Source organism: Vibrio pelagius, assembly GCF_024347575.1.
Taxonomy (GTDB): Bacteria; Pseudomonadota; Gammaproteobacteria; order Enterobacterales; family Vibrionaceae; genus Vibrio; species Vibrio pelagius.
The window spans coordinates 1,382,954-1,403,867 of sequence record NZ_AP025503.1 but is presented as its reverse complement, the minus strand read 5'-3'; the positions used below and the strand labels follow the sequence as shown (position 1 = coordinate 1,403,867).

Sequence of the window (20,914 nt, the reverse complement as noted above, 5' to 3'; positions counted from 1 at the left end):
GTGTTCCTTCTGGATACACAAATGCTTGCTCATCTGTATCGTTTTGATTCAGTGGCTGCTCGGGCCCTCCATCGTAAATAAACCCAGTGATTGTTGATCCGTCTGCACTCGGGCCTGGCATTGTTTCAAACACATTACTACTCACGACTCCCGAAGTAGGCTCTGTGACAAGTAAATCCCCAGATTGCATAACCTGAACATCATCGCCTATCACAACTTGTAGAGGCTTCGGAGCAGATAAATCACCATCGGTATCTTGTGCATAAACCGATAAATCAAAGGTAATGTCATTATTGCCATCACCAGGGGCATGATCTAAGCGCTCCAATAGAGTAAACGTGTAAAGACTAGGATTTGAGCTATCAAACGTTAAGGTGAATATCGGCACTTCAACGCCCGGTGACACCGTTGTGAACGCCAGATAATCACCAGAGCCGACAGGGTCTTCTCTTAGGTCAACTGCCAGTCCATTCGATGTAATCGAACCGCCCGTGTTGAACAGAGAGGTATCGACGACAATCTTCGCGATGTCATCGCTGCTGGCGAATGATGTGATGAGATTGGTTTCGCTGATTAAGCTGGAGTCTGGTGTCGAACCGTCCGCTAAGTTACTTTCTGATAAGTTAACACCAGGAACTACGTTCAATTCAGGGCCTTCACCATCAATGATGGTCAATCGTACGCTCGACATAAAGACATCATTGTCAAAATCTGATGAGGTGAACACGATATCTTTAACAATGTTTCCACCCGAGTGATCAAGGTTTCGATTGGGCTCAAATCGAACATCACCGTCTAACGTGACAAACAGTGAACCTTCCGTAAAGATAAACTCTTGTTCACCTGTAACCGTTTGATCGAGTGAAATAGCAAGTCCACCACCGTAAGTAAATTCAGTAATGGTTGCACCATCGGCACTTGGCAATGGCATGATATCAACCGTCGCTGTTGTCGGAGTACCCGTGCTTGGCTCCGTAATGGTTAAAATGCCATCCTGCATTTGCTGAATGTCATCTTCAATCGTTACCACAATATCACGTCGAGTTGACTCAGAATTATCCGTATCGACAGCGTAGATCGGCAGACGGAAGTTAAGGTCGTTGTAATTCAGGCCATTGAGATGATCGAGAGCTTCCAGCAAGGTAATCGTAAATTGACCTTTGTTAACGCTATCGAAGCTTATCGTGAAGACATTCGTTTCATTACCTAAACCATCTGTCGTAAATCCAATGTAATTCCCTGAGTCCGCAGGTTCTTCTTTCAGCGCGACAACGAGACCATTCGACTTCAGCAAACCACCAAAATTAAATTCATTGGTTGCAATACGGAAGTGGCTAAGATCATCACTCCCCTCGGTATAAGTAATGGTGTGAGTAGAGCTCACTGCTCCCGCTGTTGGCATTGAACCATCAGACAAGTTAACTTCTGACAAGTACACATCTGGCACAATATTGATAACAGGGTCAACACCGTCAGCAATAGTTAGAGTCACTGTTGCGGTTTGAACGTCTTTATCAAAATCGCTAGTGGTCACAACAATACTGCGAACAATGTCACCAGCAGAGTGGTCGAGGTCTCTGTCAGGCTCAAAACGTAGAGAACCATCTGACTTAACAAACAGCTTTCCGTCTGCAACCGCGAACTCTTGCTCAGTGAAGTTCGTTTGATCTAAGGTAAACGGTCCGTCAGTGCCATACATAAACTGAGTAACAGTAGCACCATCAGCACTTTGTGTTGGCATCACGTCGACAACACCCGTTGATGGAGGCCCGCCAGCACCTGACGTTGTGACTGGTTCAACAATGCTTAGGGTGTGGTCTTGAGTCTGCTGCAAGTCATCAGTAATCGTGACGTTCAAAGATGATGAAGCTGAGTCCGTGTTGTCAGCATCAACCGCTATCACTGGAATATCAAAGTCTAGGGTATTGGCAAGGCTGGCATCAGCATGATCCAGTGCTTCCAAAAGTGTGAATGTATATTGACCTATGTTGCTGTCAGAAAACTCAAGTGTGAATACATTCGTTTCCACATTCGAAGCGTCAGTGACAAAGCCAACATAGTTGCCTGAGTCAGTAGGTTGCTCTTTAATTTCGACCGTGAGGCCGTTTGATTTCAATGTACCTGATGGATTGAAGTTTGCGGTGTCAACTCTGAAGTGTGTGACATCATCACTACCCTCAGTGAAAGTGATAACTTTGGTTTCACTCACCGACGCCCCTGTTGAAGCAGATCCGTCACTCAAGTTCGCTTCATTTAGGTCAATATCAGGGATCAAGTCGATAACTGGAGCATCACCATCTTCAATCGTTACCGATACGGAAGTGCTAACAATATCTCCATCCCCATCCACTGAATTGACAGTAATAGTTTTTACAATGTCGCCACTTGAATGATCCAAATCGGACACTGGCTCAAATCGCATACTTCCGTCAATAGAAACAAACAGTGTACCCTCGTTATAAGTAAACGACTGTTCACCCGACACATTTTGATTGAGTGTTTGTAGTGGTTCTCCGTCGTATCTAAAGCTCGTCAGGGTTCCTCCATCCGCACTACTGTCAGGCATTAGATTTATAGTATTCGACGTTTCTACGCCTGTAGTTGGCTCTTTCACGGTCATAGACCCTGCGACCAATGACTGGATGTCATCGGTAATCGTCACTGATAATGGTGACATCAATGAGTCATCACCGTCGCTATCAACGGCATAGACAGGCAAATTGAATGTCAGGTCGTTGTTACCTTGAATCGGTGCATGATCAATGGCTTCAAGCAGTGTGAAAGTGTATTCGCCTAACGTGGTTGAGCTGAAATCCAACGTAAAGACCGTCGCTTCCACATTCGAAATATCAGTGGTGAAACCAATATAGTTACCCGAGCCCGTTGGCTCCTCGCGAAGTTCAATGATCAAACCATCCGACTTCAACGAGTTATCTGTATTGAACTCGCTCGGCTCTAGTCGGAACTTCTCGACATTGTCACTTTGGTTGGTAAATGAGATGGTCTCCGTTTGGCTGACTGCCCCTGTGGTTGGAGAGGAGCCATCCGCAAGCCCTGCCTCTGCAAGCGTGACGCTTGGCACCGATTCAATGGTAGGGATATCACCATCGGTAATCGTTAGCGTCACCGTCGCGGTGGCGACATCGATGTCACCATCGCTTGAGGTGAAGACCAGTGATTTGACGATATCGCCATTCTCATGGTCAAGATCTCGGTTCGGCTCAAAACGCACATTACCTTCAATGGTCACGAACACGGAACCTTCAGTGAAGGTAAACTCTTGCTCACTAGTGATCGTTGGATCTAGAGTTTGCGCAGCCCCACCATCATAGGTGAACTGGGTAATTACCGCCCCATCAGCACTTTGCGCTGTCATAACATCAATGGTGTTGGTGGTCACTGTACCATCGGCTAAATTCGGTTCAGTGATATCAAGCGTGCCGTTCGCCATGATTTGCACATCATCACCAATGGTGACCGTCAGTGGTGACATCAATGAACTATCACCGTCTGAGTCGACCGCGTACACGGGTAAATCGAAGGTTAGCTCGTTGTTATCTAATCCATCCTCATGGTCTAACGCCTCCAGGAGCGTGAAGGTGTATTCGCCAAGGGTTGTTCCAGAAAAATTCAGAGTAAATACAGGAACTTCCGTGCCGCCATCATTGATAAAGCCAGTGTAGTTGCCAGAGTTTACTGGATCTTCTTTCAGCTCAACCGCAATATTATTCGAAGTTAATGTGCCGCTAGTATTGAACTGGGTAGGCTCAAGTCGGAACTTCTCGACATCATCACTTTGGTTAGTGAATGAGATGGTTTCGGTCTGACTGACTGCACTGCCACTTGGGGTTGAACCATCAGTAAGCTGTGTTTCCGATAGCGACACGCTTGGCACAGACTCAATGGTTGGAATATCACCATCGGTAATCGTCAGAGTGACCGTTGCAGTTTCAACGTCCACATCGCCATCGCTGGATGCCACTACAATCGATTTCACGATTGGGCCCGATTGATGGTCGAGGTTGCGATTTGGCTCAAAACGCACCTCACCCTCGATAGTGATAAACAGCGAGCCTTCGGTGAAGATAAACTCTTGCTCGCCAGTGGCCGTCTGGTCAAGCGCATAAACAGTGTTGTCATAGGTGAACTGAGTAATGGTTGCGCCATCAGCACTCTGCTCTGGCATCACATCAACAGTGGTTGTGGTCACCACCCCACCGGCCAGATCCGCGACCGTCGGCTCTTCGATGGTCAAGATGCCGTTACTCATGCCTTGAACATCATCTTCTATTGTCACCGTCAGTGGCGACATTGCCGAATCATCACCATCACTATCAACCGCGTAAACTGGTAAATCAAAGCTTAAGGAGTTGTTGTCTAAGCCATCTGCATGGTCAAGCGCTTCAAGTAGTGTGAAGGTGTAACGACCTAACACGACATCATCAAAATTGATGGTAAATACTTCAACTTCTTGATTTAGTGCGTTAGTTGTAAAACCTGTGTATTGACCCGAATCTGCCGGGAACTCTCTAAGTTCAACAGCTAAACCATTCGAAGTCAGTGTGCCTGATGGATTAAATTCATCGGTCGCGATTCTGAAGTGATCAACATCATCACTTTGGTTCGTGAAAGAGATGGTCTCCGTTTGACTTACGGCCATACCGCTTGGTGCAGAGCCATCAGCCAGACTGGACTCTGAAAGCGAGACCGGTGGAATCACATCTATGGTCGGAATATCACCATCAGTAATGGTCAGTGTGACTGTCGAAGTAAGAACGTCACTATCGCCATCACTCGATGTCACCACGATATTTTTCACAATATCGCCAGCCGAATGGTCGAGATCTCGATTTGGTTCGAAGCGCACATCACCTTGAGTGGTGATAAACAGTGAGCCCTCCGTGAAATTAAACTCTTGCTCTGAGCTGCTCGTTTGGTCAAGTGTGTAAACCGTGCCGTCGTAAGTAAACTGAGTGACACTGGCACCGTCCGCACTGGCGCTGGTCAGCACATCGAAAACAGACGTCGTTGGCGTGCCCGCCACAAGGTCAGCGACCGTCGGCTCTTCGATACTAAGCGCACCGCTCGCCATCACTTGCACATCATCCGTGATCGTCACTGATAATGGTGACATCAATGAGTCATCACCGTCGCTATCTATGGCATAGACAGGTAGCTCAAACGTTAGATCGTTATTACCTCGACCATCTTCGTGGTCGATATTCTCCAACAACGTAAAGGTGTATTGACCCAACGTACCCGCACTGAAGCTTAAGGTGAAAATGGGTGTTTCAACATTGGTAGCGCTGGTCGTGAAGCCTACGTAAATGCCAGAGCCTGCAGGATCTTCTTTAAGATCGATTGGAAGTCCATCCGACTTCAACGAATTATCCGTATTGAACTCGGTCGGCTCTAGTCGGAACTTCTCGACATTGTCACTTTGGTTTGTAAATGAGATGGTTTCGGTTTGGCTTACTGCACCAACAATTGGTGACGAGCCATCCGCAAGCCCTGCCTCTGCGAGCATCACACTTGGCACCGATTCAATGGTTGGAATGTCGCCATCGGTAATCGTTAGCGTTACCGTCGCGGTGTCGACATCAACGTCACCATCGCTTGAGGTGAAGACCAGTGATTTAACAATATCGCCACTCTCATGGTCGAGATCGCGGTTCGGCTCAAAACGCACATTACCTTCAATGGTCACGAACACGGAACCTTCGGTGAAGGTAAACTCTTGCTCACCGGTGATCGTTGGATCTAGAGTTTGCGCAGCCCCACCATCATAGGTGAACTGGGTAATCACCGCCCCATCAGCACTTTGCGCGGTCATAACATCAATGGTGTTGGTGGTCACTGTACCATCGGCTAAATTCGGTTCAGTGATATCAAGCGTGCCATTCGCCATGATTTGCACATCATCACCAATGGTGACCGTCAGTGGTGACATCAATGAGCTATCACCGTCTGAGTCGACCGCGTAGACAGGCAAGTCAAAGGTCAGTTCGTTATTATTCAGGCCGTCAGCATGGTCTAGAGCTTCAAGCAGCGTAAAGGTGTACTCACCCAAAGTTGTACCTGAGAAGCTCAAGGTAAATACCGGGACTTCCGTGCCGCCGTCATTGATAAAGCCGACATAATTACCGGAATCGACTGGATCTTCTTTTAGCTCAACTACGATGTTATTCGAAGTTAATGTGCCACCCGTATTGAACTCTGTTGGTTCAAGACGGAACTTCTCGACATCATCACTTTGATTCGTGAACGAAATGGTTTCGGTTTGACTCACCGCACTGCCACTCGGCGTTGAACCATCGGCAAGCTGTGTTTCCGATAGCGACACGCTTGGCACCGATTCAATGGTTGGGATATCACCATCGTTAATCGTCAACACAACCGTAGCGGTTTCAACGTCCACATCGCCATCGCTGGATGTCACTACAATCGATTTGACGATTGGGCCCGATTGATGGTCGAGGTTGCGATTTGGCTCAAAACGCACCTCACCCTCGATAGTGATAAACAGTGAGCCCTCGGTGAAGATAAACTCTTGCTCGCCAGTGGCCGTCTGGTCAAGCGTGTAAACAGTGTTGTCATAGGTGAATTGAGTAATGGTTGCACCATCGGCACTCTGCTCTGGCATCACATCAATCGTAGTTGTGGTCACCACCCCACCGGCCAGATCCGCGACCGTTGGCTCTTCGATGGTCAAGATGCCGTTACTCATGCCTTGAACATCATCTTCAATCGTCACCGTCAGTGGCGACATTACCGAATCATCGCCATCACTATCAACCGCGTAAACAGGTAAATCAAAGCTTAAGGTGTTGTTGTCTAAGCCATCTGCATGGTCAAGCGGTTCTAGCAACGTGAAGGTGTATTGACCTAGATTTGTGTCAGAGAAGCTGATAGTGAAGACGTTGGTTTCAACATTCGACGCACCTTTAACAAAACCGATGTAGTCGCCAGGACTCGTCGGATCTTCTTTCAGCTGAACCGCCAAGTTATTTGACGTCAAAGCGCCGAGTGTATTGAACTCAGTTGGCTCAATACGGAACGACACCACATCATCACTTTGGTCAGTAAATTGAATAACCTTGGTGTCACTAACCGCAGAGGCTGTCGGATCTGATCCGTCTACGAGATTCGACTCTGAAAGCGAGATAGGTGGAACCACATCTATGGTCGGGATATCACCATCAGTAATGGTCAGTGTGACTGTCGAAGTAAGAACGTCATCATCACCATCACTCGATGTCACCACGATATTTTTCACAATATCGCCAGCCGAATGGTCTAAATCTCGGTTTGGTTCGAAGCGCACATCGCCTTGAGTGGTGATATAGAGGGAACCCTCTGTGAAGGTGAACTCTTGCTCAGCACTGTCTGTTTGATCGAGTGTGTAAACCGCACCGTCGTAAGTAAACTGAGTGACACTGGCACCGTCCGCACTGGCGCTGGTCAGCACATCGAAAACAGACGTCGTTGGCGTGCCCGCCACTAGGTCAGCGACCGTAGGCTCTTCGATACTAAGTGCACCGCTCGCCATCACTTGAACATCATCGGTGATCGTCACTGATAACGGTGACATTAACGAATCATCACCGTCGCTATCAACGGCATAGACAGGTAGCTCAAACGTTAGATCGTTATTACCTCGACCATCTTCGTGGTCGATATTCTCCAACAACGTAAACGTATATTGACCCAAAGTCGCAGCACTAAAGCTTAACGTAAAGATTGGTGTTTCAACATTGGTTGCGCTGGTCGTAAAGCCTACGTAATTACCGGAGCCGACAGGATCTTCTTTAATATCGATTGGAAGTCCATCTGATTTGAGTGAATCATCACTATTAAACTCCGCCGGCTCTAGTCGGAACTTCTCGACATTGTCACTTTGGTGAGTAAACGAGATGGTTTCAGTTTGGCTGACTGCCCCTGTGATTGGAGAAGAGCCATCCGCAAGCCCTGCCTCTGCAAGCGTGAGGCTTGGCACCGATTCAATGGTTGGGATATCACCATCGGTAATAGTCAGAGTTACCGTTGCCGTCTCAATATCGACATCACCGTCACTTGAAGTAAACACAAGTGATTTAACAATATCGCCAGATTCATGGTCGAGGTCTCGGTTTGGCTCGAAACGCACATTACCTTCAATGGTGACGTACACATCCCCTTCAGTGAACGTGAACTTCTGCTCACCGGTAATGCTAGGATCTAGAGTTTGAGGGCTACCACCATCGTAGGTGAACTGGGTAATCACCGCCCCATCGGCACTTTGCGCTGTCATAACATCAACGGTGTTGGTGGTCACCGTCCCATCGGCTAGATTCGGCTCGGTGATATCAAGCGTGCCGTTCGCCATGATTTGCACGTCATCACCAATGGTGACCGTCAGTGGTGACATCAATGAATTATCACCGTCTGAGTCGACCGCGTAGACAGGCAGTTCAAAGGTGAGTTCGTTATTGTTCAGGCCGTCAGCGTGGTCTAGTGCTTCAAGCAATGTAAAGGTGTATTCACCCAAGGTTGTGCCTGAGAAGCTCAAGGTAAATACCGGAACTTCCGTGCCACCGTCATTGATAAACCCGACGTAAAAGCCTGAGTCTGCTGGGTCCTCTTTAAGCTCGACCACAATGTTGTTTGAAGTTAATGCACCACCCGTATTGAACTCTGTTGGTTCAAGGCGGAACTTCTCGACATCATCACTTTGATTTGTGAACGAGATGGTTTCGGTTTGACTGACTGCACTACCACTCGGCGTTGAACCATCGGAAAGTTGCGTTTCCGATAGCGACACACTTGGCACCGATTCAATGGTTGGGATATCACCATCGGTAATCGTTAGAGTGACCGTAGCAGTTTCAACGTCCACATCGCCATCGCTGGATGTCACTACAATCGATTTCACGATTGGGCCTGATTCATGGTCGAGGTTGCGGTTTGGTTCAAAACGCACCTCACCTTCAAGAGTGATAAACAGCGAGCCTTCGGTGAAGACAAACTCTTGCTCACCGCTATCCGTCTGGTCAAGCGCATAAACAGTGTTCTCATAGGTGAACTGAGTAATGGTCGCACCATCAGCACTCTGCTCCTGCATCACATCAATGGTGGTTGTGGTCACCACTCCACCGGCCAGATCCGCGACCGTTGGCTCTTCGATGGTCAAGATGCCGTTACTCATGCCTTGCACATCATCTTCTATCGTCACCGTCAGTGGCGACATTACCGAATCATCACCGTCACTATCAACGGCATAAACAGGTAAATCAAAACTTAGAGTGTTGTTGTCTAAGCCATCTGCATGGTCAAGCGCTTCTAGCAACGTGAAGGTGTAACGACCTAACACGACATCATCAAAATTGATGGTAAATACTTCAACTTCTTGATTTAGCGCGTTAGTTGTAAAACCTGTGTATTGACCCGAATCTGCAGGGAACTCTCTAAGCTCAACAGCTAAACCATTCGAAGTCAGTGTGCCTGATGGATTAAATTCATCGGTCGCGATTCTGAAATGATCAACATCATCACTTTGGTTCGTGAAAGAGATGGTCTCCGTTTGACTCACGGCCATACCGCTTGGTGCAGAGCCATCAGCCAGACTGGACTCTGAAAGCGAGACAGGTGGAACTACATCTATGGTCGGGATATCACCATCAGTAATGGTCAGTGTGACTGTCGAAGTAAGAACGTCATCATCACCATCACTCGATGTCACCACGATATTTTTCACAATATCGCCAGCCGAATGGTCTAAATCTCGGTTTGGTTCGAAGCGCACATCACCTTGAGTGGTGATATACAGTGAGCCTTCTGTAAAGGTAAACACTTGCTCAGCACTGTCTGTTTGATCGAGCGTGTAAACCGTGCCGTCGTAAGTAAATTGAGTGACACTGGCACCGTCCGCACTGCCGCTGGTCAGCACATCAAAAACAGACGTCGTTGGCGTGCCCGCCGTTAGGTCAGCGACCGTAGGCTCTTCGATACTGAGTGCACCGCTCGCTATGACTTGAACATCATCGGTAATGGTGACTGACAGCGGTGACATCAACGAGTCATCACCGTCAGTATCGACAGCATAAACGGGTAAGTTGAATGTCAGGTCGTTGTTACCTTGAATCGGTGCATGATCAATGGCTTCGAGCAACGTGAAAGTGTATTCGCCTAACGTGGTTGAGCTGAAATTCAACGTAAAGACCGTCGTTTCCACATTCGAAATATCAGTGGTGAAACCAATATAGTTACCCGAGCCCGTTGGCTCCTCGCGAAGTTCAATACTCAAACCATCCGACTTCAACGAGTTATCTGTATTGAACTCGCTCGGCTCTAGTCGGAACTTCTCGACATTGTCACTTTGGTGAGTAAACGAGATGGTTTCAGTTTGGCTGACTGCCCCTGTGATTGGAGAAGAGCCATCCGCAAGCCCTGCCTCTGCAAGCGTCACACTTGGCACCGATTCAATGGTTGGAATGTCGCCATCGGTAATCGTTAGCGTCACCGTCGCGGTTTCGACATCGACATCGCCGTCACTTGAAGTAAACACAAGTGATTTAACAATATCGCCATTCTCATGATCAAGATCGCGGTTCGGCTCGAAGCGCACATTACCTTCAATGGTGACGAACACGGAACCTTCAGTGAAGGTAAACTCTTGCTCACCAGTGATCGTTGGATCTAGAGTTTGCGCAGCCCCACCATCATAGGTGAACTGGGTAATTACCGCCCCATCAGCACTTTGCGCTGTCATAACATCAATGGTGTTGGTGGTCACTGTACCATCGGCTAAATTCGGTTCAGTGATATCAAGCGTGCCGTTCGCCATGATTTGCACATCATCACCAATGGTGACCGTCAGTGGTGACATCAATGAATTATCACCGTCTGAGTCAACCGCGTACACGGGTAAATCGAAGGTTAGCTCGTTGTTATCTAATCCATCCTCATGGTCTAACGCTTCCAGGAGCGTGAAGGTGTATTCGCCAAGGGTTGTTCCAGAAAAATTCAGAGTAAATACAGGGACTTCCGTGCCGCCGTCATTGATAAAGCCGACGTAAATGCCAGAGTCTGCTGGGGCCTCTTTAAGCTCGACCACAATGTTGTTTGAAGTTAATGCACCACCCGTATTGAACTCTGTTGGCTCAAGTCGGAACTTCTCGACATCATCACTTTGGTTAGTGAATGAGATGGTCTCAGTTTGGCTCACCGCACTAAGACTTGGCGCAGAGCCATCAGCAAGCTGCGTTTCAGACAGTGATACGCTTGGTACCGATTCAATGGTTGGAATATCGCCATCGGTGATGGTCAGAACAACCGTTGCGGTTTCGACGTCCACATCACCATCGCTGGATGTCACCACAATCGATTTGACGATTGGGCCCGATTCATGGTCGAGGTTGCGGTTTGGTTCAAAACGAACGTCACCCTCGAGAGTGATAAACAGCGAGCCCTCGGTGAAGATAAACTCTTGCTCGCCAGTGGCCGTCTGGTCAAGCGCATAAACAGTGTTGTCATAGGTGAACTGAGTAATGGTCGCACCATCAGCACTCTGCTCTGGCATCACATCAATGGTAGTTGTGGTCACCACCCCACCTGCCAGATCTGCGACTGTCGGCTCTTCGATGGTCAAGATGCCGTTACTCATGCCTTGAACATCATCTTCAATCGTCACGGTGAGTGGCGAAATTACCGAATCATCGCCATCACTATCAACCGCGTAAACAGGTAAATCAAAGCTTAAGGTGTTGTTGTCTAAGCCATCGTCATGGTCAAGCGCTTCAAGTAGTGTGAAGGTGTATTGACCTAGATTTGTGTCAGAGAAGCTGATAGTAAAGACGTTGGTTTCAACATTCGACGCACCTTTAACAAAACCGATGTAGTCGCCAGGACTCGTCGGATCTTCTTTCAGCTGAACCGCCAAGTTATTTGACGTCAAAGCGCCAAGCGTATTGAACTGCGTTGGTTCGATACGGAAAGAAACCACATCATCACTTTGGTCAGTAAATTGAATAACCTTGGTGTCACTAACCGCGGAGGCTGTCGGATCTGATCCGTTTACTAGGTTCGACTCAGATAATGAGACCGGTGGAACTACATCTATGGTTGGAACCTCACCATCAGTAATGGTTAACGTGACGGTCGAAGTAAGAACGTCATCATCACCATCACTCGATGTCACCACGATATTTTTCACAATATCGCCAGCCGAATGGTCTAAATCTCGGTTTGGTTCGAAGCGCACATCGCCTTGAGTGGTGATATACAGTGAACCTTCTGTAAAGGTAAACACTTGCTCAGCACTGTCTGTTTGATCGAGCGTGTAAGTCGTACCGTCGTAAGTAAACTGAGTGACACTGGCGCCGTCCGCACTGCCGCTGGTCAGCACATCAAAAACAGACGTCGTTGGCGTGCCCGCCACTAGGTCAGCGACCGTAGGCTCTTCGATACTAAGCGCACCGCTCTCCATCACTTGAACGTCATCCGTGATCGTCACTGATAACGGCGACATCAACGAGTCATCACCGTCGCTATCAACGGCATAGACAGGTAGTTCAAACGTGAGATCGTTGTTACCTTGAATCGGTGCATGATCAATGGCTTCAAGCAGCGTGAAAGTGTATTCGCCTAACGTAGTTGAGCTGAAATCCAACGTAAAGACCGTCGTTTCCACATTCAAAATATCAGTGGTGAAACCAATATAGTTACCCGAGCCCGTTGGCTCCTCGCGAAGTTCAATGATCAAACCATCCGACTTCAACGAGTTATCTATATTGAACTCGGTCGGCTCTAGTCGGAACTTCTCGACATTATCACTTTGGTGAGTGAATGAGATGGTCTCCGTTTGACTGACCGACCCTGTGATTGGAGAAGAGCCATCCGCAAGCCCCGCCTCTGCAAGCGTAACGCTTGGCACCGATTCAATGGTTGGGATGTCACCATCGGTAATCGTTAACGTCACCGTCGCGGTCTCGACATCGACGTCACCATCGCTTGAGGTGAAGACCAGTGATTTGACGATATCGCCATTCTCATGGTCAAGATCTCGGTTCGGCTCAAAACGCACATTACCTTCAATGGTCACGAACACGGAACCTTCCGTGAAGGTAAACTCTTGCTCACCAGTGATCGTTGGATCTAGAGTTTGCGCAGCCCCACCATCATAGGTGAACTGGGTAATTACTGCCCCATCAGCACTTTGCGCCGTCATCACATCAATGGTGTTAGTGGTCACCGTCCCATCGGCTAGATTCGGTTCAGTGATATCAAGCGTGCCGTTCGCCATGATTTGCACGTCATCACCAATGGTGACCGTCAGTGGCGACATCAATGAATTATCACCGTCTGAGTCGACCGCGTACACGGGTAAATCGAAGGTTAGCTCATTGTTATCTAATCCATCCTCATGGTCTAACGCTTCCAGGAGCGTGAAGGTGTATTCGCCAAGGGTTGTTCCAGAAAAATTCAGAGTAAATACAGGAACTTCCGTGCCGCCATCATTGATAAAGCCAGTGTAGTTGCCTGAGTTTACTGGATCTTCTTTCAGCTCAACCGCAATATTATTCGAAGTTAATGTGCCGCCAGTATTGAACTCTGTTGGTTCAAGGCGGAACTTCTCGACATCATCACTTTGATTCGTGAACGAGATGGTTTCGGTTTGACTCACCGCACTGCCACTCGGCGTTGAGCCATCGGCAAGCTGTGTTTCCGATAGCGACACGCTTGGCACCGATTCAATGGTTGGAATATCACCATCGGTAATCGTCAGAGTGACCGTAGCAGTTTCAACGTCCACATCGCCATCGCTGGATGTCACCACAATCGATTTCACGATTGGGCCCGATTGATGGTCGAGGTTGCGATTTGGCTCAAAACGCACCTCACCCTCGATAGTGATAAACAGCGAGCCCTCGGTGAAGATAAACTCTTGCTCGCCAGTGGCCGTCTGGTCAAGCGTGTAAACAGTGTTGTCATAGGTGAATTGAGTAATGGTTGCACCATCGGCACTCTGCTCTGGCATCACATCAATGGTGGTTGTGGTCACCACCCCACCGGCCAGATCCGCGACCGTTGGCTCTTCGATAGTCAAGATGCCGTTACTCATGCCTTGAACATCATCTTCAATCGTCACCGTCAGTGGCGACATTGCCGAATCATCGCCATCACTATCAACCGCATAAACAGGTAAATCAAAACTTAGAGTGTTGTTGTCCAAGCCATCTGCATGGTCAAGCGCTTCAAGTAGTGTAAAGGTGTAACGGCCTAACACGACATCATCAAAATTGATGGTAAATACTTCAACTTCTTGATTTAGTGCGTTAGTTGTAAAACCTGTGTATTGACCCGAATCTGCAGGGAACTCTCTAAGCTCAACAGCTAAACCATTCGAAGTCAGTGTGCCTGATGGATTAAATTCATCGGTCGCAATTCTGAAGTGATCAACATCATCACTTTGGTTCGTGAAAGAGATGGTCTCCGTTTGACTCACGGCCACACCGCTCGGTGCAGAGCCATCAGCCAGACTGGACTCTGAAAGCGAGACAGGTGGAACCACATCTATGGTCGGGATATCACCATCAGTAATGGTTAACGTGACTGTCGAAGTAAGGACGTCATCATCACCATCACTCGATGTCACCACGATATTTTTCACAATATCGCCAGCCGAATGGTCGAGATCTCGGTTTGGTTCGAAGCGCACATCACCTTGAGTGGTGATATACAGTGAGCCTTCTGTAAAGGTAAACACTTGCTCAGCACTGTCTGTTTGATCGAGCGTGTAAACCGTGCCGTCGTAAGTAAATTGAGTGACACTGGCACCGTCCGCACTGCCGCTGGTCAGCACATCAAAAACAGACGTCGTTGGCGTGCCCGCCACAAGGTCAGCGACCGTCGGCTCTTCGATACTAATAGAAACCCCAGCCATCGCTTGAACATCATCCGTAATCGTCACTGATAATGGTGACATCAATGAGTCATCACCGTCGCTATCAACGGCATAGACAGGTAGCTCAAACGTTAGATCGTTATTACCTCGACCATCTTCGTGGTCGATATTCTCCAACAACGTAAACGTATATTGACCCAAAGTCGCAGCACTAAAGCTTAACGTAAAGATTGGTGTTTCAACATTGGTTGCGCTGGTCGTAAAGCCTACGTAATTACCGGAGCCGACAGGATCTTCTTTCAAATCAATTGGAAGCCCATCTGATTTCAGTGAATCATCACTATTAAACTCCGCCGGCTCTAATCGGAACTTCTCGACATTATCACTTTGGTGAGTAAACGAGATGGTTTCCGTTTGGCTGACCGACCCTGTGATTGGAGAAGAGCCATCCGCAAGCCCTGCCTCTGCAAGCGTGACACTTGGCACCGATTCAATGGTTGGGATGTCACCATCGGTAATCGTTAGCGTTACCGTCGCGGTGTCGACATCAACGTCACCATCGCTTGAGGTGAAGACCAGTGATTTGACGATATCGCCAGATTCATGGTCGAGGTCTCGGTTTGGCTCGAAACGCACATTACCTTCAATGGTGACGTACAAATCCCCTTCAGGGAACGTGAACTTCTGCTCACCTGTAAGGCTAGGATCTAGAGTTTGAGGACTGCCACCATCGTAGGTGAACTGAGTAATCACCGCCCCATCAGCACTTTGTGCTGTCATCACATCAATAATGTTGGTGGTAACAGTACCAGCGGCTAAATCTGCGACGGTTGGCTCGGTGATATCAAGCGTGCCGTTCGCCATGATTTGCACGTCATCACCAATGGTTACCGTCAGTGGTGACATCAATGAATTATCACCGTCTGAATCGACCGCGTAGACAGGCAAGTCAAAGGTGAGTTCGTTATTGTTCAGGCCGTCAGCGTGGTCTAGTGCTTCAAGCAATGTAAAGGTGTATTCACCCAAGGTTGTGCCTGAGAAGCTCAAGGTAAATACCGGGACTTCCGTGCCGCCGTCATTGATAAAGCCGACGTAAATGCCAGAGTCTGCTGGGGCCTCTTTAAGCTCGACCACAATGTTGTTTGAAGTTAATGCACCACCAGTATTGAACTCTGTTGGTTCAAGGCGGAACTTCTCGACATCATCACTTTGGTTAGTGAATGAGATGGTTTCGGTTTGACTGACCGCACTGCCACTCGGCGTTGAACCATCGGCAAGCTGTGTTTCCGATAGCGACACGCTTGGCACCGATTCAATGGTTGGAATATCGCCATCGGTGATGGTCAGAACAACCGTTGCGGTTTCGACGTCCACATCGCCATCGCTGGATGTCACCACAATCGATTTGACGATTGGGCCCGATTCATGGTCGAGGTTGCGATTTGGTTCAAAACGCACCTCACCCTCAAGAGTGATAAACAGCGAGCCTTCGGTGAAGATAAACTCTTGCTCGCCGGTATCCGTTTGGTCAAGCGCATAAACAGTGTTGTCGTAGGTGAACTGAGTAATGGTTGCGCCATCGGCACTCTGCTCTGGCATCACATCAATCGTAGTTGTGGTCACCACCCCACCTGCCAGATCTGCGACTGTCGGCTCTTCGATGGTCAAGATGCCGTTACTCATGCCTTGAACATCATCTTCAATCGTCACGGTGAGTGGCGAAATTACCGAATCATCGCCATCACTATCAACCGCGTAAACAGGTAAATCAAAGCTTAAGGTGTTGTTGTCTAAGCCATCGTCATGGTCAAGCGCTTCTAGCAACGTGAAGGTGTAACGACCTAACACGACATCATCAAAATTGATGGTAAATACTTCAACTTCTTGATTTAGTGCGTTAGTTGTAAAACCTGTGTATTGACCAGAGTCTGCCGGGAACTCTCTAAGCTCAACAGCTAAACCATTCGAAGTCAGTGTGCCTGATGGATTAAATTCATCGGTCGCGATTCTAAAGCGTTCAACATCATCACTCTGGTTCGTGAAAGAGATGGTTTCCGTTTGACTCACGGCCACGCCGCTTGGTGCAGAGCCATCAGCCAGACTGGACTCTGAAAGCGAGACAGGTGGAACCACATCTATGGTCGGGATATCACCATCAGTAATGGTTAACGTGACTGTCGAAGTAAGGACGTCATCATCACCATCACTCGATGTCACCACGATATTTTTCACAATATCGCCAGCCGAATGGTCTAAATCTCGATTTGGTTCGAAGCGCACATCGCCTTGAGTGGTGATATACAGTGAACCTTCTGTAAAGGTAAACACTTGCTCAGCACTGACTGTTTGGTCGAGCGTGTAAACCGTGCCGTCGTAAGTAAACTGAGTGACACTGGCGCCGTCCGCACTTGGAGCGGTAAGAACATCCACTACAGCAGTCGTCACTGTACCTACATCAGCTAGATTCGGTTCAATAGCAGTTAAATCAACATCCTGCATTACCTGAACATCATCATTGATGTTCACTACCAACTGACTGACAGCGGTTTTGTCACCATCCATATCAACAGCCAAAATAGGGATATCGAATGAGAGTGAGTTATTACCTTGTAGTGGTCGATGATCGAACGCTTCAAGTAATACGAAGGTAAATTCACCTATATTGGTTTGATCAAAAGTTAGTGTGAAAACAGGCGTTTCCGCGTTTGATACATCGGTTGTGTAGCCTAAGTAATTGCCCGATCCTGTTGGCTCTTCACGAATTTCAACAATAAGCCCGTTAGAAGTTAGCGAGTCATCTTGGTTAAATTGGCCAACGACTACTTCGATACGTGCGACGTCATCACTCGCTTCAGTAAATGAAATAGTATTATTTGAGTCGACAGACACACCGCTTGGCGCCGAACCATCCATTAATTCCGACTCATTAAGAGTAATACTTGGTACGTTATCAATGGTCGGATCATCACCATCGGTGATCGTTAAGACTACGGTTGCCGTATCCAAGTCTACATCGCCATCGATGGAGGTTAGCACAACAGTTTTGACAATATCCCCGCTAGTGTTATCAAGATTACGATTTGGCTCAAAACGTACATCACCATCAAGCGTAACAAACAGAGAGCCTTCTAAGAATTGAAACTCCTGCTCTCCAATCACATTCTGATCTAAAGTGCGAATCGCCCCATCGTAGGTAAACTGAGTGATCGATGCACCATCTGCTCCTTGAATTGGGAGTACATTAATCGTCTCCGTAGTAACAGTACTTTGAGTCAATACCTCTAGACTTGGCTCTTTAATGCTCAACGCACCATTTTGCATGGTTTGTAGGTCATCACCTATGGTTACAGTCAGCGGAGCTCCCAACGAATCATCGCCATCTGAATCCACCGCATAAACGGGCAGTTCAAATGATAGATCGTTATTTTGTAAACCATCAGCATGATCTAGAGAACCCAGTAGCGTAAAAGTGTATTCACCCAATTTGGAATCTGAAAATGCAAGAGCAAACACTGGGATATCTGTATTCGAACTGTCTGTCACGAAACCAATGTAAGTTCCCGAGTCCGTTGGATCTTCTTTCAAGCTCACGACTAAGCCGTTCGATGTTAACGCACCGTCGGTATTAAACTCAGCGTTCTCAAGCCTAAAACGAACGACGTCATCACTACCCTGCGTGAAATCAATAGTTTGCGTTGAACTAACATCAGAACCTGTTGGTGAAGAGCCCGATGCCAATTCAGGCTCTGAAAGCGAAACACTCGGAATGTCATTAATGGTAGGAATTTGACCGTCGGTAATTGAGATTTGCAACAAAGCTGAGTCTGTATCGCCATCACCATCAACGGCATTAAATGTAATATCTTGAGTGATAGTCTCACTTACAGAATGATCGATATCTCTGGCAACAACAAAAGTCACGTCCCCGTTTAATGCAACATTGAGTGTGCCCTCATCAAACACAAACGCCTGTTGAACGGCCTCATCCTGGTCTGGATCTAAATTGTATGCCGTACCGTCATAAACAAACGATTGTACCGTCGCTCCATCACCACCTGTGAAGTTGAAAAGGTTGTAAGAAACCGCTGAGTCTCCGTCTTTCGTTGGTTCATCAAGTGCCACAGTATTATCTTTCAACTCGACAACATCATCGGCCACAGTGACAACGATCAATGCTGGTTGCTCCTGTCCGCTGCCACCAGCTAAAGAGGAACGGTCGCCATCTGCATCGACGGCATAAATAGGCAGCTCAAAACTGAGCTCGGCATCTTGAGAACCTTGGTGAGTTAAAGAATCAAATAGCGTGAATTCATAAGAACCTAACGCTGGACTATCGACAATAACTTCAAAAACAACGTTTCTCACACCCTCAATAGTAATGAAGCCTTCATAGGTTCTTACCCCATTTACTTCACCCACTAACTCCAGCGAAACAGGTTGACCATTCGACAACAGGCTATTATCGGTATTGAACTGCAATGGCTCTAATTCATGGTGGTCAATAATGTCGCTCGAAAAGGTATCTGAATCAACGGAACCCGTTCCCGTTATGATACCGATGCCCTCTTCAGATCCACCTACAAGACCACTCTCTTGCACTGAAATTGGATCAACAGAATTGATTGTTGGACGGTCACCATCCAAGATGGCGATATTCAGTGTGCTCACCACAGAGTCTTGATCGAAGTCCGTAATGGTTACAGGAAGAGAAAATTCAATCGTGTCCGAACTGTTCTGTTCTATAGGTTTGAATTGTTGAAAATGATACTCACCATCAGTATCAACCGAAATCGTAAGAACAGCCTCTCCGCTCCCTAAAATAGAGAGAGCGATCTCTGTGCCATCGTCCGACACTCGTGCGATAGTATTTTGATTATCACTCAAAATGCCATCGAATTGTGCCAACGACGATGAATCAAATACTACCGAGGCCAAGCGATCACTTTCTATGGAAACGAAGCTCCCCTCAACTAATGTCGTGTTCGTTTCTTGGTTGGTAACTGTTACAGTCTGGGGAATTGGATCTGCGCCATCCAAAATTGCAATACTGGCTGAGATAGGTGTCGCAATAGCATTACCACCGATGTCAGCACCTTCAATGTCAAAGGTTAGGGTAATCTGGTTGTCAATGTATGAGACTTGCCCGTCACCTACTGAAGAAACATGATCGATAGGAGCCGATATTGTCGAGGTAAGCGTCAAGTTGACATTCGAACCCGAGCTAACGGCATCAATATCAACGCGCAGAACTTCCGTACCATTCTGAGTGCCTACGATGGCATTTTCGTTGGCATCATAAACAAACTGTACCGCAACACCACCCGATGTTATGTCACTATTTAATTCGCTAAGTAGAGAAGAGAGAGAAGCCGCAACGGGTACAAAAGAGTTAGGATCGAGATCAAGACTACCGCTTTGAACAAGTTGATTCGTGGAAATGGTTTGAGGATAGGTTCCCTGAGATATTGAGCCTTCAGTCAAGCTTTGAGAAACGCTTTGACCTCCGGTAGAAGCTGTAACATCGCTTCTAAAATCGTCGTTATCTTCGTCAACTTGTTCTTCTGTCAAAGCAGAAGTTTCAAAAAATGTCGAAGGTCGAGTTTCGGTGTAGTTATAATCGATTGTGACGAAGCCGGCATTAGCTGAACCTCCAGCACCACCAGCAGCCGTCGCCTCTAAAATTTGAGTCGGATCTTCTCCAGCAAGTATTGCTTCTTGAATCGCAGCAATATCATCGGCACCAAAACTATTATCGCCAAGTTGACTCAAATCTATTTCGATATCACCTTGTAGTGGTATATCTCGCCATGCAAACACTTCATCAATACAACCGACGCAGTTTTCGTCGACCTGTAAGTCTCCAGAAGTGTCAACTAATACCAACTTCGCGCCTTTCGGTGTCAATACTATCTCGTTCTCACGAATCGTATCGCCTACGTTAACTTTGCGCGCTGTCCCATCTGCATCCATGATGACCACATCACCACTCACCTGCTTAACTACTGCTGCATTACGCAAAACTTCGACATCCAT

Annotated in this window: 1 protein-coding gene (only partly in view); it reads right to left on the bottom strand. The window is 47.5% G+C overall.

The annotated features are described in order from the left end of the window. On the bottom strand, positions 1 to 20,914 hold the 5' portion of the coding sequence (locus vsple_RS06200) for a retention module-containing protein (protein WP_261882986.1). Its footprint begins 8,675 nt before the window's first position; only the first 20,914 of its 29,589 coding nucleotides appear in the window; the start codon lies at positions 20,912 to 20,914; the stop codon falls past the left edge of the window.